Here is a 21,064-nt window from a genome sequence, read left to right on the forward strand (position 1 = left end):
GTGAGGGGACTACATGTGCTTGATGATGGCCTGACCGAACTCGGAGCACTTCACCTCGTTCACGCCAGACTGCCCTTCCTGCTTCATCAGGCGGGCGAAGTCGTAGGTCACCGTCTTGGCGGCGATGGCGCGGTCCATGCCCTGGATCATCAGGTCCGCGGCCTCGTGCCAGCCCAGGTGCCGGAACATCATCTCACCGGAGAGGATGACGGAGCCGGGGTTCACCTTGTCCTGGTCCGCGTACTTGGGCGCCGTGCCGTGCGTCGCCTCGAAGACGGCGTGGCCGGTGACGTAGTTGATGTTGCCGCCCGGGGCGATGCCGATGCCGCCCACCTGGGCCGCGAGCGCGTCCGACAGGTAGTCGCCGTTGAGGTTCAGCGTGGCGATGACGTCGAACTCGTCGGGACGCGTGAGCACCTGCTGCAGGGTGATGTCCGCGATGGAGTCCTTGATGATGATCTTCCCGGCTGCGACGGCGGCCTTCTGCTCCGCGTTGGCCGCGTCCTCACCCTTGGCGGCCTTCGTCACTTCCCACTGGTCCCAGGTGTAGACCTTGTCACCGAACTCCCGGGCGGCCAGCTCGTAGCCCCACTTGCGGAAGGCGCCCTCGGTGAACTTCATGATGTTGCCCTTGTGGACCAGCGTCACGCTCTTGCGCTTGTGGTCCACCGCGTACTGGATGGCCGCGCGGATGAGCCGATCGCTGCCCTCGTGGGACACCGGCTTCAGGCCGATGCCGACGTCGGAGGGGAAGCGGATCTTCCCGAACTCCTTCGGGAACTCCTGCTTCAGCAGGGCCAGGAACTTGTCCGCCGCCGGGGTGCCGGCCTCGAACTCGATGCCCGTGTAGATGTCCTCCGTGTTCTCACGGAAGATGGTCATGTCCACCTTGTCCGGCGTCTTCACCGGGCTGGGCACGCCCTTGAAGTAACGTACGGGACGCAGGCAGACGTACAGGTCCAGCATCTGGCGCAGCGCCACGTTCAGCGAGCGGATGCCGCCGCCCACCGGCGTCGTCAACGGGCCCTTGATGCCGACCAGATAGGTGCGGAAGGCTTCGACGGTCTCATCGGGCAGCCAGTTGTTGACCGCCTTGAAGGACTTCTCGCCGGCGAGCACCTCGTACCAGGCGATCTTCTTCTTGCCCTTGTAGGCCTTCTCCACCGCGGCGTCGAAGACGGCCTGGGAGGCGCGCCAGATGTCGCGGCCAGTGCCGTCGCCCTCGATGTAAGGGATGATCGGGTGATCCGGGACGGACAGCTTGCCGTTCTGGAGGGTGATCTTCTCGCCGGACGACGGGGGCGCCATGGACGTACTCCTGGAAGGTGTGGCCGTGTAAGAATTGGCGCGGGATAGTCGAGAACCCGCCCCCCTCCCGTCAAGGAGTTTGGCCACCCCTCCAGGTTGCAGGACTTATCGGACCCAGCGGCGCGGCACGAGAGGACGACCCTCCCGCGCGCCCCCGAGCGCTCGATGTCCTCGCCGGCCGGACTACCAGCAGGCCAGGCCCGGCGCGGGCAGCTCCACCGTCACAGTGAGCCCCGACTCCGCGCCGCGCACCACATCCAAGGTGCCGCCCACGGACTCCACCAGCTCCCGCGCGCGCGCCAGCCGCCGGTGGGTGGGCCCCACCAACATGGGCGACAGGAAGACGGCCCGGAGCTCCCGCTCGGAGAGGTGCGCATCCGGAGTCACCACCTGGAAGCGAGGCCCCACGTCTCCAAAGTCATCGGGTGGATCCAATGAGACCCGAACCCCGCTTTCCCCGGCGAGGTCGGCGGCGTGGGCCAGCAACAACAACAACACCTGCCGTGTACGTCGCAGCCCCGTGCGGGCCAGCACGGCTTCATCCGGAAGTTCTAGATTCACCGCGATGCCGTGGATTCTTCTCGCAGCTTCCAGCAGTTCCATGGATTCACGCATGAGCGCCGCCACATCCACCTGGTGGAAGTCTGGCCCCTCCACCGACTCCAGACGAGGGGCGCGCGCAGGGTGTCCGACACCGTCCCCTGCTTCACCCGAAGTCCTGCCCACCCAATCCCGTGCCGCGCTCATCGCTCACCTCATCTGGTTGGCGTGCCGGAGGGAGTTTACTGGAGCAATCCGACTCGCTCCATTTCACTACGAGAAAGCACTCAGAGCGTGGTTGACTGGTGACATTACAGTTGCGCGACATCTTGGCGGTGGCGTTGTCGGGTGCTGGGCATACAGTTCGTGAAACTTGGAGAAATGACCTGTCACGGTTGACCCAGTGACCTAGATTCCCGCCTTGACGAAAACAGCAAGGCTGCACAAATTCGATTTGACTGTTCCTGCCGACTCCGTATGATACGGACCCATAGCGAAATGCCGCCCACCGCAGCACCGCTGGAGCAGGGAGGAACTGTTGTGCTTGCAACTTCGCCATCCGCATCAGGCGTTCCTCACTACCGGAGAAGGGGGCTCCTGGACATGGAAGGGGGAAACCCGCTCTCCGACCGGCGGACGGTCGAGTTCGATAGCCGAGACGCATTCATCAATGTGATTCCGCTGCCGCCAGCGGAAGCCGCGCTGGATGACTCGGGCTATTCGCTGCATGGCCGGGGGCCGAACGCCATCACCTGCTCGCTGGGTTCGCTGGAAGGAACCATTGGCGAGGTGACGCGGTTGAGCCCCACGGTGGTCTGGGTGATGCCTCGCGGCCCCGTGAATCACGCCGAGGCGCCCACCCTGCCCGTCTTCCTCAAGGGTCTTGGCGTCACGATTGGTCCGCTGGTGGGCGCGTTCATCCGCACCGACTCCGAGACGGCGAGCGCGCCCGTGGGCCTGCAGCTCGTGGGAGTCACCGTGGAGCAGGGCCGGCAGATTCTCTCGATGCTCGCGGATGCCCTGCGCAACGGCGTGGCGGAGCCCGCTGCTTCCGCGATGCCGATGCAGGACATCATCGAGCAGCCGGAGCGCATCCGCTCCATCCTCACCGCCATCTGCGCCTCCGGTAACAAGGGCGTGCTGCGACGGATGGGCCGCTCGGTGCGCATGGTGCTGGAGCGCTTCAACTCGGCGACGGCCCAGTTGGAGTGGCGCACGGAGGAGGCGGTCGCCGAGTGGGGCGAGGCGCCCTACGACGTGGACGTCATCGGCTACAACAGCGCGTACCGCATGCGGCTGGACGCGGGCGGCATGGACGGAGATCGGCTCTTCACGCCGATGCCCGCGCGCATTTCCCGCATCCGTCATCGCTGGCACCGCCGGGTCCCCGCCCCCACGGGCGCGAGCGTGCGCTTCCACCACCCGCTCTGGCGCGAGCTGGGCGAGTTGACGCGCGACGCGGTGGACCTGTCCTTCTCCGGCCTGTGCATCCGCTGCAAGCCGGAGGACCTGATGTTCCCCGGCCTGCTGCCGCCCCACATCGAGCTGGAGACGGGCGCGGGCCAGACGCTGACGTTGCGCGGAGAGATCCGCTACGTCACCAGCCCCCGCGCGGATGGCCACGTGCTGTGCGGCCTGAGCGTGCAGCCCTACTCCGTGGACGAGGCGCGCTGGGTGCGCTTCGTGTCGCAGACGACGTCCCCCGCGACTCGCACCAGCGAGGACATGGAGGACGGGCTGTGGGATTTGTTCACCCGCTCCGGCTTCTTCAGCCTGGCGGGCAAGTCCACCGAGGAGTTCGAGGAGCTGCGGCTGGCCTTCCGCGGCATGGCGAAGCGCGGCGCGGAGATTCCGCAGTTGTTCTGCCAGGCGGTGTGGCCGTCCGAGCGCGGGCCCGAGGCGACGCTGTCCTTCATGAAGCCCTACCGCCACGCGTGGATGGGGCATCAGGTCGCCAAGCGCCCCGGCAAGCCGCCGCCGAGCGTGCAGGAGCCGGGGCAGATCATGCGCGACCTGTACGTGCGCACGTTCGAGCACCCGCAGAGCGACCCGGACTTCCGCTGGGTGGTGGCCTACGTGGAGGCCCTCAACCCGTGGATCGCCAAGGCGCACGTGCGCTACGCCGAGCGGCAGATGGAGACGGGCCAGGGCCTGGCCTTCACCCGCAAGGTCCACATGCTGGACGTGCTCACCCACGAGCAGACGGGCCGCAGCCACGAGGGCATCCAGGTGGGTCTCGCCACGCCGCAAGAGCTGACGCTGCTGGCGGACTCCATCGCTCGCACGCGCCCGGCCTGCTACGTGGAAGCGCTGGACTTCACGCGGGAGCGCATCGACATGCGCCCGGTGCAGGCGCGCTGGAAGGAATTCGGTCTCGAGCGTGAGCGAGAGATCCTGGTCGCGCGGCGGGGCGGCGTGCCCGTGGCGGCGACGGTGCTGGAGCTGGGTCAGCGGGGCACGAACCTGTACTGCCTGCTGGACATGGCCCGCCTGTTCTCACTGACCGAAGAAGGACCGTCCACCTATGTCGCCCTGGTGGACGCCGCGCGCCGTTGGTACGCAGCGCGCCGCCGCACCTCGTTCCACTTCCTGTGTGAGGACGAGGGGGGGGATTACGTGCAGGAGGCCGGCATCCACGGAGGGCCTGATCCATTCATGTGGATCATCTCCTCCAAGCTGATTCCCGACTTCCTCGAGCACATCAGTGAGCTGACCATCGGGCGCCGTGGCGCCCACAACCCTCGCTAACACGCCCTAGAGGTTCAGACATGAGCAACAAGCAACTCGTGGAGCAGAAGTATGTTCCCCACGTGGTCGAGGTGCGCGAGCGCCTCAAGTCCTCCCCCGCGCTCCAGACGTTGCTGGATCCGAACGTGGACCCCGCGCTCGTGGAAGGCTTCCTCATCCAGCTCAACTCGCTGGGCGTGTACATGACGGAGCCGGTGGACGGATGGATCCGCCGCGCGGGCGAGGCCACGGTGAAGATGGGCCTCAAGGACGTGGGCGAGAAGCTCATCACCCACGCGAAGCACGAGGAAGGCCACCACCTGATGATGATCGAGGACACCAAGAGCCTCGTCGCCCGGTGGAATGCCAAGCGCGGTCCCCAGTTGGATGCGACGGCGCTGCTGAACCAGGTGCCCACGCAGGCCATGGTGGAATACCGGAAGATCCACGAGGACACCATCGTCGGTCCCATGCCCGCCGCCCAGGTCGCGATCGAATATGAAATCGAGAACCTGTCGGTCGTCTTCGCGCCCGGGCTGATGGAGCAGGCCAAGCGCGTGTGTGGCGAGGACATCATGGAGGCGATGTCCTTCGTCAAGGAGCACGCGGAGATCGACGTGGGCCACACCGCCCTCAACGAGGTGATGCTGGGCAAGCTGCTGACCCAGGTGCCCGAGAAGGCCGAGGTCATCGGCAAGACGGGCGCCCTGGCGCTCGACATCTACCTGCGCTTCATGGGCGACTGTGTCGAGCGCGCCCAGGGCCTGCTCAAGCCCGCCGCCGCGGCCTGACGTCCCGTCGGGCGGAAAGTCCAGCCATGCCCGACTCCGGGGCGCCTGTGGCCATGTTCCGGCCCGGGCGCCCCGTCGACTTTTTCCACGCCCTCCCCTACCCGGCCCGACGAACCTCCGAGGCGCCACCCCGCGGCCGGGGACGGATGAGACCTCGCAGCGCGCGACGAAGCCCGTCGAGGCGAGGCCCCGTGGCCGTGCCGAACACGTACCGGTCCGGACGCAGCACCACCACGTCCTTGTCGTGTCGTGAGAACCACGCGCCCAGCCGGCCTTCCGTGTCCACGAACGCGTCCGGAGGAGGCTCGCCGATGCGCTCCGCGGAGAGCACGGACCACGCCCGCGCGCCCAGCTCCGCCGCGAGCGTGCGCGCCTCGCGCTGCGTGTCCTGCGAGGCACCGGGCCGCGTCAGCACGACGAAGCCGTCGCCGAGCACATGGTCCATCAACACCCGCTGCCCCTCCGTGGCTTCCACGCGCGGCTGCGGGAAGTAGGTGCCTTCAGGCGCGGCCTTCGCCCGCTGCGTGCCGAGGATGAAGCCCTTCTCCAGCGCGAATGCGGGCTTCACCTTGAACTGGCGGATGAACTCTCCGGTGACGGGCAGCCGGTAGAGCACCTGGATGAGCACGTTGCGCGCGCGCGCCAGCACCTGGCCTCCCGTCATCATCATCCGGCCCATCGCATCCGAGCTCTTGATGACCTCCGAGACATGGCCGCGCCGCTCGTGCTCATACGTGTCCAGCAGCGAGTCATCCGCCGAGCCGTCCAGCACCCGCGCCAGCTTCCACGTCACGTTCGCCGCGTCGCGAAAGCCCGCGCACAGGCCCTGTCCCAGGAAGGGCGGCATCAGGTGCGCCGCGTCTCCGAGCAGGAAGGCGCGCCCCACCCGCCAGCGGTCCACGATCCGGCTGTGGTACGAGTGGACGTTGACCGAGCGAATCGTCACCGTCGCCGGGTCGACGTAGTGAGAGATGAGCGAGCGCACATGCTCGGGCTGGCGCACGGCCTCCAGGTCCGCGCCCGGGTCCACGATGATGTCGAAGCGCATCTCGTCCCGCGCCGTGCGCGCGATGAACCCCCGCCGGTTCGGGCCACACAGGTAGCTGGTGTAGTCGGGCTCTGGAGACGCCGTGCTCACGGTGATGGCCAGTGAGTGCTCCAGCGCGGTGGTGCCCTCCAGCTTCAGGTCCAGCTTGCGGCGGATGGTGCTGTGGGAGCCATCACAGGCCAGCAGGTAGCGCGCCCTCACCGTCACGGACTTCTCGGTGCCGCACTCACGCACGCGCACGGTGATTCCCTCACCGTCCTGGACGAAGGACTCGACCTCGCGGCCCTGCCACAGCTCCACGTGCTCGAAGCGCGCCATGCCCCGGCGCAGCACCGCCTCCATGCGAGGCTGCTGGAAGAAGGCGCCGACGTAGTGGCCAAATGGCTGGTCCAGGTTCGCGAAGTCCACCTCCGCGAGCGAGCGCAGCCGGTCATCGAGGTAGCGCAGCGTGTGGCACGGATGGAAGCCCGGCCCCAGCTCGCCCTCCAGCCCCGCGGACTGGAAGATGCGCTGCGCCTCGTCATCCACGCTGATGGCGCGGGACTGACCATGCGCGGACAGCTCCTTCTCCACCACCAGGGTCTTCACGCCTTGGAGCCCCAGCAGATTGGCTGCCATCGCTCCGACCGGTCCACATCCCACGATGATGACATCAACAGTTTCAGGAGCCACGTCCGCCCTCCGGGTGTCGTGCTTGTTGAGCTGCCTTTGATTCATCCCCCAGGCCAGGCCTTGGATTTATCAAGTGCCTCTTGGTTCAAAGAACGCCTGGGGGAGGATTCCTTGCCTGCTTGAGATTCACCTCTCGGGCAGAATTTCCAATCACTCCCGGATGTTTTCCGTTTCAAGCGAGGGGTGCACCCTACCCGGCGGATTCCCGTCGTGGGCTCAAGTGGGTGCTCATTCCTCGTGAGCTTCAAGATTTGCGTCCGCATGAAATCGCAGTGTTGAGTAGCGACGGCGACCCTGTCGGGAAAGCAGCACAGACGTCGTGGGCAACGCGCGGCGTCGTGCTTTCGGGGATCGACGGATGCTTTGGTGGCGCTTCCCCCTCACGCGAAGTTCGCGAAGGAGCAGTCCGATGGAATGGCTCGAATTCTCCCGCTGGTCCCCCGAGGTGGAGCGACAGCTCGCGCAGCAGGCCGCGCGGCTGGGCGCGGCGGCGGCCCGTGGAGCCTCCCTGACCCGCCGGGTGCGCGTCAGCGCCACCGTGGCGGCGGCGTACCGGCTGAGCGCGATGCTGCGTGAGTATCCTCGCACCAACCCCTGGGGCCACCCGGTCTCGGAGTCCTGATTCGGGCATGACGCTCGCCGGAAGTCTCCCGGCTTCCGGCGTCACGTCCCCACCAGGAGCCCCGGCCCCCTCGTCGAGGGTGAGCAAGTGAACGGTCCCTTCAAGGGGCCTCACGAAAGCTCCCATCCGAGGGAAGGGCTCTGGCGAAAGCGGTTTGTCTCACGATTGATTGACACATCAATCCACTCCCACCTCAGACTACCGGGTTCTCACCAGGACGCCCAGTGTCACGCGCCGAACTTCGGCGAAGGGGTGTGAAGAGCGCCGCCTTCAGTCCTCGGCGGCCTTGCGCAACGAGGAGCGCTCCAGCTTTCCCATGGCATTGCGTGGCAGGGCATCCACCCAGATGAACCGAGCGGGCAACTTGAAGCCCGCGAGCGATTGGCGGCACCAGGCCTCCATCGCCTCCACCTCGGGACGCGACTGCCCCACGCGCAGCGCGAGGAAGGCCACGGGCACTTCGCCCCAGCGTGGGTCTGCCACGCCGACGACCGCGGCCTCCTGCACCGAGGGATGATTGGCGAGCACCGCCTCCACCTCGGCCGGGTAGATGTTCTCACCGCCCCGAACGATGAGGTCCGTGCGGCGCGACAGCACCGTGAGCCTGCCCCGTGCGTTAAGCACACCGAGGTCTTTCGTGCGCAGCCAGCCCTCTCGCAAGACTTCACTCGTGGCCTCGGGCCTGCGCCAATAGCCCGCCATCACCGTGGGCCCGCGCACCTCGATGTCGCCTTCCTGCCCGGGGCCTCGCACCTCGCCGCGCTCACCGACGATGCGAACCTCCATCCCCGGGAGCGGTGGACCCGCCGTCCGACCATCCGCTTCGGAGGGCCGCTCGGTCGTCACCTGCGAGCACGCCTCGGTGAGCCCGTACGTCTGGAGTGCGAGCAAGCCCACGGCGCGCGCCCGCTCCAGCAAGGGCACGGGCACCGGCCCTCCGCCAATCAGCGCCACCTTGAAAGTCTCAGGCACCCGTCGCCCAGCACGGACATCCAGCACCCGCTCCAGCGTGGTGGCGACGAGACTGACGTGAGACACCTTCTCCTCGTCGATGGCACGACTCGTGGTTTCCGCGTCGAAGCGCTCGTGCAGCACGAGACAGCCTCCCTCGTACGCCGTGCGCGTCAGCATCGCGAGGCCACCGACATGGAACAGCGGCAACGTCCCGAGCCAACGGGGCGCCGGGTGTTCTCCCAGGTTCGCCGCGGACCCGCGCGACGACGCCCGGAAGTTCCCCTCCGTCAGCACCGCGCCCTTGGGCCTTCCCGTCGTCCCACTGGTGAAGAGGACGACCCGAGGCTCGTGTTCTTCCAGCTCCACGCACGTGTCGGAAGAAGCCTCGGCCACGAAGGTCTCCAACACCTCCGCGCCGACAAGCCGCTCACGCAGTGTCCCCAGGGCGAGCGTCAAACCCGGCTCGACATCCTGGGCCAGGGGCGCCAACTCCACGCGGGTGAGGCGCGCATTGAGCGGCGCCAGCACGGCTCCGACACGGCCCACGGCCCAGAAGAGGAACACACAGGCCGCGTGATTCGTCGCCAGCACACAGACGCGATGGCCCTTGCCAACTCCGCGAGCCTCCAGCGCGGCCACCCACCGACGCACCTCCGCATCCAGTGCGCCGTAGCTCCAGGAGCGCCCCGCGAAGGTGAGCGCCTCGGCGTCCGGGTGACGCGAGGCCCCTTCGCGAATGGGGCACCCGAACTTCGTCACACCACCACCCCGGCATCCAGGCCCAGTCCAGGCGACTCCGGAAGACGGATGCGCCCGTGCACGGGCTGGTACTCATGCATGGCGGGCTCATGCGCGAAGAGACGCCCCACCGCGAGCCCCGATGCCAGCGACCCCGAAGGCAGCGCGGCCGCCAGGTGCGCGGCGCCCGCTCGGGCCACCACGCCATCCAGCGAGCTCGTCACATACGCCTGCATTCCCAACCGCGCGGCCCGCATCGCCACCACGAGTCCGGGCAGCAGTCCGCCCAGCACCATCGGCTTGAGCACCACCGCGCCCACGGCCGGTCCACCGCCCAACAGCGGATCCACCGACAGCAGCGCACGCAGCGTCTCCGGTGAGCCGAGCGACTCGTCCGCCGCCACCATGCACGGCGCCCTTCGCTGCACACGCCACAGGGCCGACAGGTCTTCCGGCGGCGTCGGCTGCTCCACCAACTCCAGGCCGTACCAGCCCAGCTTGTCGAGCGCGCGCTTCGCGTCCGGTTCGGACCAACCGCCATTCGCGTCCAACCGCAGCTTCACGTCCGGCCCCACGGCCTCGCGCACCGCCTTCACGCGCTGCTCGTCTGCCTCCAGCGAACGCGTCGCCACCTTCAGCTTCAGCGTCCCGTAACCTTCGGCCACCGCCCGCCGAGCCTCCTCCGCCAATGCCTCCGGCGCCTCCTCGCTCAGCAGCGCGTTCACCAGCACTTCGGGACGCGACTCCTCGGCCAGCAGCCAGCACAGCGGCACGCCCTGGCGCTTCGCGAGCAGGTCCAACAGGGCCAACTCCAGCGCATGCTCAGCGGCGGGCACGGGGCCCGGCGGCGCGGGATGACGGGCCCGGACACGAACGCCCTCACCACGCGCCACCGTCGGCGGGAAGGGAGACAACGTGTCCTCGACCGCGCGCACCGAGTCGCCCAGGAGCTGGCCCTTCAGCGACGACAGCCACGCCCCCAGCACCTCGCCGCACACGGACAAGGACTCCGTGCCGAACTCCGGCAGCGGCATCGCCTCTCCGAGTCCCACATTCCCGTCCTCATCCTCGAGCCTCACGAGGAAGCCCTCGCGCGCGGAGTAGGAGCCTCGGGCCGTCTTCAAGGGCTGGAGCAGCTCCAACCGCAGCGGGGTCAGCGTCGCCTGAACAATACGCATGGACTCACATCATCGCAGGTACAGGCCCAGGCCGAACAGCACGCCGAAGAAGAGTTGGAAGCGCGCGGTCCCCCCCAACGCCGGGTTCAGCGCGGCCCCCTGCTCTCGCAGCACCCGCTTCAGTGGCGGCACCGCCAGGGGCAGGCTCAGGAACGACAGAAAGACCCAGGGTCCGGCGAGTCCCAGCACGAACATCGCGATGGGCGTGGCGAAGGCGGCCAGGAGCAGCAACACGTACTCGGCCTTCCCCGCCGTCGTCCCCCAGCGCACCGCCAGCGTCCGCTTGCCCGCCTTCACGTCCGTGGTGACGTCCCGCAGGTTGTTGACGACGATGAGCATGGTGCCGCTCGCGCCCACCGGAATCGCCGCCCACCACGCCGCCGGATGCACCGTGCCGGCCTGAACGTAGAAGGTCCCCGTCACCGCGACGAGCCCGAAGAAGATGAAGACAAAGAGGTCGCCCAGGCCGTTGTAGCCCAGGGGAAACGGCCCACCCGTGTAGGCGTAGCCACAGAGGAGCGACGCGAGCCCGATGGCGACGATGGGCCAGCCGCCCACCGCGACCAGGTACGCCCCCACGGCCGTCGCCAGGGCGAAGCAGACCGCCGCGCCCACGAGCACCGTGCTCGGCGCGATGAGCCCGCTCTGCGTGACTCGCACCGGACCGAGTCGCTCGTGCGTGTCCGCGCCCTTCTTGAAGTCGTAGTAGTCGTTGATGAAGTTGGTGCCGATCTGGATGAGCACCGCACCCAGGAGCGCCGCGAGGGCCGGGACGATGCGCCCCACTCCCAGGCCGAACGCGAGCGTCGTTCCCACCAGCACCGGCACCAGCGCCGCCGTCAGCGTCTTGGGGCGAACCGCCAGCAACCACGTCTTCACCGTGGGCCGAGGCTTCGCCATGTCCACGGGGGCTCCAGGGACGGACGTACTCACGGGTTCACCCTCCCGGAACTCGCCACCGGAGCAACGGCCTCGAACTGGGGCGCCTCGAACCAGGGTGTCTGGAGGAAGCCCAGCACCTCCCGGACGTAGTCCTCCGGTGCCTCCAGGTGCGGCGCGTGACCGCAATCCGAGAAGGCATGTCGCCACACCACCGGAAGCTCCGTCGCCATCTTGCGCGCCGTCCGCGTGAACTTCTCGTCCCGTGCTCCCGTGAGCAGCAACGTGGGCAGTCGCTGGTGATGAAGCTCCGACCAGTAATCCGGTTGGACTCCAAGCCCCAGGCACTCCAACGCACCCGCGAGCCCCTCCACCGTGCAAGCACGACGGTGGGCGCGCAGCGTCTCGCGGCGCTCCTCTGGCATGGTTCGCAGCCCGTCGAACAGGGGCAGCGCCTCCCAGCGCTCCACGAAGGCGTCCACGCCCCGGGCTCGGATGAACGCCGCGAGCTGCGCGTCCGCCTCACGTCGCGCGGAACGCTCCTGACGTCGATGCAGGCCCGGCGAACCGCTCTCCATGATGAGCCGACCGAACCGGTTCGGTGCGCGCACGGCCGCGGCCAGCGCCACCCTCGCGCCCTGCGAATAGCCGAGCAGATCCACCGCGCCCACGCCCAGCGAGTCCACCAGGGACACCAGCGCGTCCACCGTCTCCAGGAAGCCGTCGCGGCCCTGTCGCTCGGGCAGCGGCGTGGCGCCATGCCCTGGCAGGTCCACCGCGATGGCTCGCACGGAGCGCCCCAGCAGCGGACGCAGTCCGTTGAACAAGGCCCGGTTGCCGGTGAAGCCGTGCAGCAGCACGAGGGGCCGGGAGCCTTCTCCCCACGTCTCGTAGGCCAGTGTCACGCCCATGGTCCGTCTCCGAGTGCGGCGGCCATCCTCGCGAAGAGCTGCCGATGGTCATCCACGTTCGCGGCCCGGTCCACGCGCACCTCCACGAGATGCAGGCCGCCTTCGAGCCCTTCACGCACCGCCGACCGCAACGCCGAGGGCGTCGTCGGCCGGTGCAGTCGCGCTCCGCCCAGCGCCGCCGCGTGCGACAGGTCCACGCCGTGCGGCGTGCCGAACAGCGTCTCGAACTCGTCCGGCTTCGCCGCCTGGGCGATGGGCAGGAACGAGAAGATGCCGCCGCCGTCGTTGTTCACGGCGACCACCGTCAGTGGCACCCGGGCGCGCGCGGCCGTGACGAAGGCCCCCACGTCGTGCAGCAGCGCCAGGTCACCCGTGAGCAGCACGGCGGGACGCGAGGCCGCGGCGGCCATGCCCAGCGCGCTGGAGATGATGCCGTCGATGCCATTCGCCCCACGGTTGGCCAGCACCCGCAGCGGCACGGGACCCGCCGGAGCGAAGGCATCCACGTCGCGAATGGGCATGCTGCTGGAGACGAACAACGGGGCCTCTGCGGGAAGCGCGGCCACCACCTCGCGGGCGATGCGCGGCTCGCTGAGCAGGTCCGGCCGCTCGGCGAAGGCTGCCTCGAGCGCGCCTCGCGCCAGTCGCTCCGCCGCGAGGAAGCCCTGCGCCCACCGTCCCGGGCCCCGGGTCTGTCCCTTCGCCAGCGCCGCGCAGGCCGCCACCGCCGAGCCTTCCACCACCGTCGACGCGCGATGCGTCGGGTCGAACAACGCGCCCCCATCACTGAAGAGGACGACGTCCGAGCCCGACGCCTCCACCCATTGCTGCGGCGACTTGGGCGTCAGCCCGCCACCGAAGCGCAACACCAGCTCCGGGCGGTGCGTCCGAGCAAAGGGCGCATGGCGCAACAGCGCGTCGTAATACGAGAGCGTGAGCGGCCCACCGCCATAACGCGCCTGGGACGTCGCCTCGGCGAGCACGGGGTAGCCCGTGGCCTGGGACAGCGCGGAGATGGCGTCGGCGAACCCGTCCGCCTCGTCGCGAGGACCACAGACAATGACACCCCGCTCCGTCGCGGCGATGCGCTGACGCAGCGACTCCAACACCGCCGCATCCGGCATTGGCGTAGGTGGCACGATTCGCGTGAGCGGCGCACCCGCGCGGCCCGCCTTCGACAGCACGGACAGGCGCTCCTCACCGAAGGCCTCCGTCACGGGCGCGAGCGGCTCGCGGAAGGGGACGTTGAGCTGCACGGCGCCCCGCGGCGCGCGCAGCGCGGTGGACACAGCCCGGGCGGCGGTCGCGCGCAGATGGATCAGCGCCACATCACTGGCCTCGGGGACGCCCACGTCCGTGAAGCTGCGCGCATGCTCGCCATAAAAGCGGGCCTGGGGAACCGTCTGCGCCGCGCCCCACCCCTGCAGCTCCAGCGGGCGGTCCGCCGTGAGTACAATCAGGGGCACCTGGGACAGCGAGGCCTCGATGACCGCGGGATAGAAATGCGCGCCCGCAGTGCCGCTCGTGGCCACGAGAATCACTGGCGCACGTGACTGCTTCGCGAGCCCCAGCCCGAAGAAACCGGCGCTGCGCTCGTCGATGACGGACCACGTGCGCAGGCCCTCCGCGCGAGCACACGCAATCGCCAGCGGCGAGGAGCGCGAGCCCGGGCACACCACCGCGTGCCGCGCGCCACCGCGAACCAACTCCTCCACGAGCGCGCGAGCCCACAGCAGGTTGAGATTACTGTCGCCCGACATCCCCGCCTCCCAACGCACGCAACACGGCCAGACTCTTCATCTCCGTCTCCCGCCACTCCGCCTCCGCGATGGAGCCGGCCACGATTCCGCAACCCACGAACAGCCGGGCCCGCGAGCCCCGCACCCGCGCCGAGCGCAACCCCACCATCAGGTGCGCACGCCCCGGCCCCACCCAACCCACCGGCCCCGCGTACCAGCCCCTGTCCAGTCCCTCGTGCTCCACCAGGAAGGACAGCGCTCGCTCGCGCGGAGTGCCACCCACCGCCGGCGTGGGATGCAACGCCCCCACCACCTGCGCGGCCGAGACACCCTCGCGAAGCTCCGCGCGAATGGCCGTGCGCAGGTGCACCACGTTCTTCAACGTCAACAACTGGGGCTCCGCGTCGGCTCGCACGTCGGCCGCAAGCCCCCGGAGTGTCGCGAGGATGTAGCGGACCACCGCCTCATGCTCGCGCACGTCCTTGTCCTGCCCCCGCAGCCCCTCGGCCTGATGTGGCGCGGCCGTCCCCGCGAGCGCCTCCGTCTCCAGCACCCGCCCCTCCACCCGACACAGCGTCTCCGGCGTCGCGCCCAGGAAGCACGTCCCGTCCGGCGCTCGAAACAAGAAGGTGGCACAGCGAGGGTTCTGCTCCCGCAACCGCGCCAGCACGTCCACCACGTCGAAGGGCGCAGGCCCCTCCACGTCCACGGCGCGCGCCAGTACCACCTTCTGGAGCTGCCCCGAAGCAATGGCTTCCAGCGCACGCTCCACCCGCGCCTCGAACTCCGGACGCGACGAGGTCTGCGACAGGTCCACCGGACCGCCCCGCGCGTGTCGGTACGCCTCCGAGAAGCGCGCGCACACCCGCTCCAGCCGCGAGCGCACAACGTCCTCGCCGCCACGTCCCTCGGGCGCGAAGGCTGCCACCGCCAGCCCGCTTCCGGTGCGCCACACCAACACCTCGGGCAGCGTCCAGCGCGCCACGCCATGCGCCGCCCAGGCCTCATCCGGCAGGCCCGTCGCGCCGAAACGAATCCCACCGAACCAGGGACCCGGAAGACTGTCGGGAACCGCGCCCAGCCAGCGCAAGGACGTCGCGGCCAGGGTGGTGAGAACCACGGGCACCTGCCCGGACTCAGCGGCCTCCACCACCGCCGCCTCGCCCCACCCCGCCGCCGCTTCTTGAGCCAGGGGCCGCTCCCAATACACCGTCGGAACGCCCAGCGAATCCGCTCCGGAGAGTGGATCCACCGCCGCCAGGGGCATCATTCCGGCCACCCAGCGCTGGCCCTCAACGGGATTGAGCGTCTTCATCAGCGGTCCTCATCCGCGACTGCCCTGAAATCACCTTCGGTTGTCTTCTAAGCCATCTCGGCTATACATGCACCAAGGAGTTCAAAACCTCTTGAACTCGGTGGATGGGAGGGCTCGTGGGAGGCAAGCAGCCAGACGAATCCGTGCCGGCGAACGCCGGGAAGGACACGGGTGCGCGGCGCGTGCTCCGAGCGTTCCGACCCGAAGGAACGAGGGTGCGTGCGGGCAGCGTGGAGGTAGGCGGCCCGGGGTTCGTCGTCATGGCTGGCCCTTGCGCCGTGGAGGGTGTGGAGCAGGTCGACCGGACCGCCGCCGCCGTGGCTCAAGCGGGTGCCCATGTCCTCCGAGGTGGCGTGTTCAAGCCTCGCACCAGTCCCTACGCGTTCCAGGGAATGGGAGAGCCGGGGCTGCAGCTGCTGGCCGACACCGGGCGCCGCCACGGGCTGCCCATCATCAGTGAAGTGATGGAGACCGCGCAGATTCCCTTCATGGCGGAGTCCGCGGACATCCTCCAGGTGGGCGCGCGAAACATGCAGAACTTCTCCCTGCTGCGCGCGCTGGGCAAGATACGCCGCCCGGTGCTGCTGAAGCGGGGGCTGTCCGCCACCGTTCAAGAGTGGCTGCTGGCGGCCGAGTACATCCTCGAGGGCGGCAACGAGCAGGTCCTCCTGTGCGAGCGGGGCATCCGGACGTTCGAGACGGAGATGCGCAACACGCTGGACCTGGCCGCCGTCGCCTGGGCCAAGCAGCGGACACACCTGCCCGTTATCGTCGACCCCTCGCACGCGACGGGACAGGTGGAGCTCATCCTCCCCATGTCCCTGGCGGCGGCGGCGGCGGGGGCGGATGGGTTGTTGATTGAAGTCCATGCGAAGCCGGAGCAGGCGCTGTGCGATGGGGCACAGGCCCTGACACCAGAGCGCTTTCAAACGTTGATGCAGCGGCTGCCAGCCGTGCTAGACGCGGTGGGCCGACACCTTTGGCGGCCGGAGATTCCGGCCCAGGTCGTGAGGGCGCGATGAGTACCGAAGTCCGTCAGATGTTCTCCTCCATCGCCACGCGGTACGACGTGACGAACGAGGTCCTGTCGTTCGGCATCCACCGCCTGTGGCGTCGGACGGCCGTGCGTCTCAGCCGGGCCAAGGAAGGCGACAGCGTCCTCGACTGCGCCTCCGGCACCGGTGACCTGGCGCTGGTCTTCAAGCGGAAGGTGGGAAGCAACGGCCGCGTCGTCGGCACGGACTTCTGCCCGGAGATGCTGGAGAGCGCCCCCGCGAAGGCGGCCAAGGCGGGCCTCCAGGTGGACTTCCAGGTCGCCGACGCGATGGCGCTGCCCTTCGCGGACAACAGCTTCGACGTGGCCTCCATTGCCTTTGGCATCCGCAACGTGGATGACCCGGTGAAGTGCCTCAGCGAGATGGGGCGCGTGGTGAAGCCGGGCGGACGCGTCGTGGTGCTGGAGTTCGGTCAGCCCAACGGCGTCTTCGGAGCGCTCTTCCGCTTCTACAGCAAGACGGTGATGCCGGCCATTGGCGGCCTGCTCACCGGCAACCGCGCGGCCTATGAGTACCTGCCCCGCACTTCGGCGGCCTTCCCTGCCGGAGACCGTTTCCTGTCGCTGATGGACCAGTCCGGCGCATATGCGGAGCGAAGCGCGCATCCGCTGATGTTCGGAACGGCGAACGTGTATGTCGGCATCGTCCGCTGAAGGCCAGAGAAGACTCGTCGAGCATGTCCTCAACTCAGTGGATCCCCGGCTCGCGCCGACGCTGAGAGAAGCCGTCGCGCGTCCGGGGCCCACGCCTCGCCCGGCCGCGGGACAGACGGTGGTGCTGTGTGGCCATCGCAGCGCGGGCAAATCCACGTTGTTGCCCCGAGTCGGCGGACTGCTCGCGCGGCGGGGCCTGGACCTGGACACCCACCTGGAGCAGACCCACGGCCGCCCGCTGCGCAAGTGGGTCGCGGAGGCGCCCACGGAGTTCCGCGCCGCCGAGCGCCGCGCGCTCCTGGAGCTTCCCTCCGGAACCCTCGTGGCGGTGGGCGGCGGTTTCCTCTCGCACCACCCGGACGCGCTGGAGGGGATGTTTACCCTGCTCATCCCGGTGACGTTCGAGACCTACCGGGAGCGACTGCTCCACGACCGGACCCGCCCCCGGCTGCGTCCGGGCCTCTCCCTGGAAGAGGAACTCTCCTCCGTCTTCCAAGAGCGCGAGGCCCTCCACGCCCGCGTTCCCACCGTCGCCCTGGTGGACTTCCTCCGGGGCTGCCTCCATCTTGAGGAGTCCCCGTGACGCCCGCACGGCGTGTCGTGACGCTGCCTCCCACCCTGCTCGGCACTGACGCCGTCCACTTCGCCCGGGAGTGCCAGCGTCGCGGCGCCGACGTGCTGGAGATTCGCACGGACCTGCATGCCCCTGAGGCCGTGGACCCAGCCGCGCTCGCGGCCGTCCTCCCCCTGCTCGTGTCCGAGCGTGGCAAGCCGCTGCCGTCCGCATGGGTCACCGCCGCGTGGCGCGTGGACCGGGACTTGATGGATGCCACCGGGCACCAGGGCTCGCTCGATGCTCCCTCCGGCAAGCTGCTCGCGTCGCACCATGCGGACCGACAGCTCACCACCGACGAAGCCTTGCGGTTGTGGGAACGCGACGTGCCCGCTGACGCGCTGGTGAAACACGTGGAGCCGATGACTCATCCAGACCATGTCGGCACCCTGCTGGAGACGCAAAGCAGGCTGGCGGACCGGTTCGGAGTGACGCGTGTCACGGTGCTCGGCATGGGCGCGGTGGCGCTGCCCGCGCGCGCCGTGCTCGCCCGGAACAACATGCTCGACTACGTGGCCGCTGGCGGCTCCTGGGCCGCTGCGCCGGGACAGCGACTCCTAGACGACGTGGTTCGGGAGTGGCGCGGCGCGGACCGCACCACACTGCCGGCCCCGCTGCGGCTGGGCATCTTCGGGATGTCCATCGCCCACTCGCGCTCGCCTCGCATCCACCGGCAGCCGTTTGATCGCATCGACATTCCCGCGGACGGCCCCGTCGAGGCCCTCTTGGACTCGCTCCTGCCCCACTACGCGGGCTTCGCCGTCACCAGCCCGTTCAAGATGCCACTGGCGCGGCACACGGGCTCGTCACTGGACGCCATCAACACCCTGGTCCGTCGAGGCACCCGGTGGGAGTCCTTCAACACGGACACCGAGGGCGCCCGGAAGGTGCTGGAGCGCCTGGGCTCGACGGAGGTCTTCGTCCTCGGTGACGGAGGCGCCACGTCCGCGCTGCGCACCGTGGCGACCGAGCGCGGTGAAGCCCTGCGCATCCTTCGTCGGGCGGACATCCAGGCACCCCTCACCGGCGCAGGCGTCTGGACCTGGCCGGTCCATGTGGAGCCGCCGGATTCCCTGCGATTCGAGCGAGCACGCGTCGCGGTGATCGCATACGGTGCGCCCGGCCGACGCATCGCGGCGGAGATTACGCGGCGCGGCGGCACCCCGGTCCTGCTGGGTGCGGCGTGGTTCGTCGCGCAGGCCCGGCGGCAGCGACAGCTTTGGGAGACCGCGACATGAACACCTTCGGAGTCCTCTTCCGTTTGACGACCTTTGGTGAGAGCCACGGCCCCGCGCTCGGCGCGGTGGTGGATGGCTGCCCCGCGGGCGTGCCCCTCACGCAAGAGCGCCTCCAGGCCGCGTTGGACAGGCGCCGCCCCGGCCAGTCCGCCCTCGTCACCCCTCGCAACGAGCCAGACCGGGTGGAGATCCTCTCCGGCGTCTTCGAGGACAAGACGCTCGGAACGCCCATCGCCGCCATGGTGCGCAACACGAACCAGCGTTCGGGCGACTACGAGCAGCTCAAGCAGGTGGACCGGCCCGGCCACGCGGACGCCGTGTGGCGCGAGCGATACAAGCACCGGGACCACCGCGGCGGCGGTCGCACCAGCGGACGCGAGACGCTCTGCCGCGTCATCGGCGGAACCATCGCGGAGGCCTATCTGGAGCGGGACATGCCCACCGTGCGCACCGTCGCGTACGTGTCCCAGGTCGGTGACCTCATCGCCTCCGTGCCCGCGCCGGGCCTCACGCGCGCCATGGTGGATGCGCACCCCACGCGCTGCCCCGACGAGGCGGTCCGCGAGGAGATGTCCCGCCGCATCCTCTCCGCGAAGGAGGCCGGCGACAGTCTCGGTGGCTCCATCGACATCCGCGTGGAGGGGCTGCCCGTGGGACTGGGCGAGCCCATCTTCGGGAAGATCAAGGCGCTCATCGCCCAGGCGCTGGGCAGCGTGGGCGCCATCACGGGTGTCGTCTGGGGTCCGCCGGATCTGCTCCAGCGCATTGGCCAGCCGGGCACCCAGTTCCATTCCGTCAAGGACGTCTACGGCGGCATCCAGGGTGGCCTCACCAACGGTGAGCCGCTCCAGGTCCGCGCTTTCTTCAAACCCCCAGCGACGCTGGCGGACCACGCGAAGGGTGGCCGTCACGATCCGTGCATCATGCCCCGCGCCGTTCCGGTGCTGGAGTCCATGGTGTCACTGGTCATCGCAGACCTCGTCCAACAGATGAACGCACGCCCCAACACCCTATGAGCCCCTACCCTCCCGGCGCCTACCGTCCTCCCAACGACCGCTGGGGTCCGTTTTCGCGACTCGCCAAACGCCTTCCTGAAGGCAGCCTCGCGGTGGTGGATCGCACCGTCGCCCGGCTCCACCCGGGACTCATCCCCGCGCTGGAGGCGCAGAACCCTCGCGCCATCGTCCAGCTCGTGGGCGGAGAGAGCGCGAAGAGCTTCAAGGCCCTGGAGAAGGTGCTCGCCGCGGGGCTGTCCCTGCCGCGCTCCGGCACGCTGCTCGCCGTGGGCGGAGGAACCGTGGGAGATGTGTCCACCGTCGCCGGGCACCTGCTCAAGCGCGGTGTGAGGCTGGTGCAGGTGCCCACCACACTGCTCGCCGCCGTCGACAGCAGCCTGGGTGGCAAGGGCGCGGTGGACCTCACCGTGAAGGGCCGCGTGGTGAAGAACCCCGCCGGCGTCTTCCACTACGCCGAGGAGTCGTGGATCTGCCCGGAGCTGTTCGCCACGCTGTCGCCGACCCAGATTCGCGAGGGCTCGCTCGAGGCGTGGAAGATGGTCATCAGCCTGGATGCGGCCCTCTTCCGCCGCTACCTGCGCAAGCCGCCCGCTCTCGAAAAGCTGGTGAAGGACGCGCGCGGCCTCAAGGAGAGCGTGTGCGAGCAGGACCCGTACGAGCACAAGGGCCTGCGCCGGGTGCTCAACTTCGGCCACACCTTCGGCCATGTGCTGGAAAGCGTGTCCCACTTCAAGCTGTCCCACGGTGACGCCGTGGGCCTGGGCATCCTCCTGGCCCTGGACGTGGGTCGCCACCTGGGCGTCACTCCAGAGCCCGTGGCCGCCGAGGTCGAGCGCGCCCTCATCGACGGCCCGGGCGTCCTCGACCGTGAGCGAGTCGCCGGCCTCTTGCGCCGCCCATCGCTGAAGGACATCGCCACGCTGCTCGACGCCGACAAGAAGGCCGGAGCCCGGGGCGAGCTGCGCATGGTGCTCCTGACGGCCATCGGCGCCACCGAGGTCCGCGACGTGGCCGCGTCCACGTGGCGCGAGCTGTGGCCGGCGTGGACGAAGGCGGTGCGCCCGTGA

At 69.1% G+C, this 21,064-nt stretch carries 18 protein-coding genes; 9 read left to right on the plus strand and 9 right to left on the minus strand.

The genetic code is table 11. The features are described from left to right. Positions 1 to 9: 9 nt before the first annotated feature. Together icd and HUA78_RS29510 are read right to left on the minus strand one after the other, a co-directional pair. Positions 10 to 1,308, minus strand: a complete 1,299-nt coding sequence (icd, locus tag HUA78_RS29505) for an NADP-dependent isocitrate dehydrogenase (RefSeq protein WP_141645895.1) — start codon at positions 1,306 to 1,308, stop codon at positions 10 to 12. 183 nt (positions 1,309 to 1,491) lie between these two features. Continuing rightward, positions 1,492 to 2,055 carry a sensor histidine kinase gene (locus tag HUA78_RS29510; protein WP_174477661.1) on the minus strand — a complete coding sequence of 188 codons (564 nt, stop codon included), beginning with the start codon at positions 2,053 to 2,055 and terminating at the stop codon, positions 1,492 to 1,494. A gap of 396 nt (positions 2,056 to 2,451) precedes the next feature. Here HUA78_RS29510 and HUA78_RS29515 point away from each other — a divergent pair, with 396 nt between their 5' ends. Continuing rightward, positions 2,452 to 4,596: a hypothetical protein gene (locus tag HUA78_RS29515; RefSeq protein ID WP_174462103.1), complete on the plus strand. Its 2,145-nt coding sequence runs from the start codon at positions 2,452 to 2,454 to the stop codon at positions 4,594 to 4,596. Between the two features lie 20 nt (positions 4,597 to 4,616). Continuing rightward, positions 4,617 to 5,366: a hypothetical protein gene (locus HUA78_RS29520; RefSeq protein ID WP_141645892.1), complete on the plus strand. Its 750-nt coding sequence runs from the start codon at positions 4,617 to 4,619 to the stop codon at positions 5,364 to 5,366. A gap of 97 nt (positions 5,367 to 5,463) precedes the next feature. Here the strand turns inward: HUA78_RS29520 and HUA78_RS29525 are convergent, their stop codons facing one another. After that, positions 5,464 to 7,131: a bifunctional 3-(3-hydroxy-phenyl)propionate/3-hydroxycinnamic acid hydroxylase gene (locus HUA78_RS29525; protein ID WP_217442641.1), complete on the minus strand. Its 1,668-nt coding sequence runs from the start codon at positions 7,129 to 7,131 to the stop codon at positions 5,464 to 5,466. A 364-nt stretch (positions 7,132 to 7,495) separates the two neighbouring features. Here HUA78_RS29525 and HUA78_RS29530 point away from each other — a divergent pair, with 364 nt between their 5' ends. Beyond that, on the plus strand, positions 7,496 to 7,708 hold the full coding sequence (locus tag HUA78_RS29530) for a hypothetical protein (protein ID WP_141645890.1): 213 nt from the start codon (positions 7,496 to 7,498) through the stop codon (positions 7,706 to 7,708). A 270-nt stretch (positions 7,709 to 7,978) separates the two neighbouring features. Here HUA78_RS29530 and menE read toward each other — a convergent pair whose 3' ends face one another. The 6 genes from menE to HUA78_RS29560 are packed head-to-tail and all read right to left on the minus strand — an operon-like array spanning position 7,979 to position 15,422. Beyond that, the gene (gene menE, locus HUA78_RS29535) at positions 7,979 to 9,421 is read right to left on the minus strand and encodes an o-succinylbenzoate--CoA ligase (protein ID WP_174477662.1); all 1,443 of its coding nucleotides are present in this window, start codon (positions 9,419 to 9,421) and stop codon (positions 7,979 to 7,981) included. Continuing rightward, on the minus strand, positions 9,418 to 10,578 hold the full coding sequence (locus HUA78_RS29540) for a mandelate racemase/muconate lactonizing enzyme family protein (RefSeq protein ID WP_141645888.1): 1,161 nt from the start codon (positions 10,576 to 10,578) through the stop codon (positions 9,418 to 9,420). Before HUA78_RS29540 ends, menE begins: the two co-directional genes overlap by 4 nt. 9 nt (positions 10,579 to 10,587) lie before the next feature. After that, positions 10,588 to 11,511: a 1,4-dihydroxy-2-naphthoate polyprenyltransferase gene (locus tag HUA78_RS29545; protein ID WP_371745687.1), complete on the minus strand. Its 924-nt coding sequence runs from the start codon at positions 11,509 to 11,511 to the stop codon at positions 10,588 to 10,590. After that, a complete protein-coding gene (gene menH / locus HUA78_RS29550; protein ID WP_174477663.1) occupies positions 11,508 to 12,368 on the minus strand; it encodes a 2-succinyl-6-hydroxy-2,4-cyclohexadiene-1-carboxylate synthase in 861 nt (286 codons plus the stop codon). The genes HUA78_RS29545 and menH overlap by 4 nt, the downstream gene beginning before the upstream one ends. Then, positions 12,359 to 14,128 carry a 2-succinyl-5-enolpyruvyl-6-hydroxy-3-cyclohexene-1-carboxylic-acid synthase gene (gene menD, locus HUA78_RS29555; RefSeq protein WP_174477664.1) on the minus strand — a complete coding sequence of 590 codons (1,770 nt, stop codon included), beginning with the start codon at positions 14,126 to 14,128 and terminating at the stop codon, positions 12,359 to 12,361. The genes menH and menD overlap by 10 nt, the downstream gene beginning before the upstream one ends. Next, positions 14,112 to 15,422: an isochorismate synthase MenF gene (locus HUA78_RS29560; RefSeq protein ID WP_174477665.1), complete on the minus strand. Its 1,311-nt coding sequence runs from the start codon at positions 15,420 to 15,422 to the stop codon at positions 14,112 to 14,114. The genes menD and HUA78_RS29560 overlap by 17 nt, the downstream gene beginning before the upstream one ends. A 104-nt stretch (positions 15,423 to 15,526) precedes the next feature. Between HUA78_RS29560 and aroF the strand changes: the two genes are divergently transcribed. The 6 genes from aroF to HUA78_RS29590 are packed head-to-tail and all read left to right on the plus strand — an operon-like array spanning position 15,527 to position 21,064. Further along, the gene (gene aroF, locus HUA78_RS29565) at positions 15,527 to 16,444 is read left to right on the plus strand and encodes a 3-deoxy-7-phosphoheptulonate synthase (protein WP_174477666.1); all 918 of its coding nucleotides are present in this window, start codon (positions 15,527 to 15,529) and stop codon (positions 16,442 to 16,444) included. Next, complete coding sequence (gene ubiE / locus HUA78_RS29570; protein WP_141646435.1) at positions 16,441 to 17,130, plus strand: bifunctional demethylmenaquinone methyltransferase/2-methoxy-6-polyprenyl-1,4-benzoquinol methylase UbiE; 690 nt, start codon at positions 16,441 to 16,443, stop codon at positions 17,128 to 17,130. The genes aroF and ubiE overlap by 4 nt, the downstream gene beginning before the upstream one ends. 37 nt (positions 17,131 to 17,167) lie before the next feature. Further along, the gene (locus HUA78_RS29575) at positions 17,168 to 17,713 is read left to right on the plus strand and encodes a shikimate kinase (protein WP_246137561.1); all 546 of its coding nucleotides are present in this window, start codon (positions 17,168 to 17,170) and stop codon (positions 17,711 to 17,713) included. Further along, positions 17,710 to 18,981: a shikimate dehydrogenase gene (locus tag HUA78_RS29580; RefSeq protein WP_174477667.1), complete on the plus strand. Its 1,272-nt coding sequence runs from the start codon at positions 17,710 to 17,712 to the stop codon at positions 18,979 to 18,981. The genes HUA78_RS29575 and HUA78_RS29580 overlap by 4 nt, the downstream gene beginning before the upstream one ends. After that, positions 18,978 to 19,997, plus strand: coding sequence for a chorismate synthase (gene aroC, locus HUA78_RS29585; RefSeq protein WP_141646432.1), 1,020 nt, complete (start codon positions 18,978 to 18,980; stop codon positions 19,995 to 19,997). The genes HUA78_RS29580 and aroC overlap by 4 nt, the downstream gene beginning before the upstream one ends. Beyond that, the gene (locus HUA78_RS29590) at positions 19,994 to 21,064 is read left to right on the plus strand and encodes a 3-dehydroquinate synthase family protein (protein ID WP_174477668.1); all 1,071 of its coding nucleotides are present in this window, start codon (positions 19,994 to 19,996) and stop codon (positions 21,062 to 21,064) included. The genes aroC and HUA78_RS29590 overlap by 4 nt, the downstream gene beginning before the upstream one ends.

It is taken from the genome of Myxococcus sp. CA033 (genome assembly GCF_013336625.1).
Classification (GTDB): Bacteria; Myxococcota; Myxococcia; order Myxococcales; family Myxococcaceae; genus Myxococcus; species Myxococcus llanfairpwllgwyngyllgogerychwyrndrobwllllantysiliogogogochensis.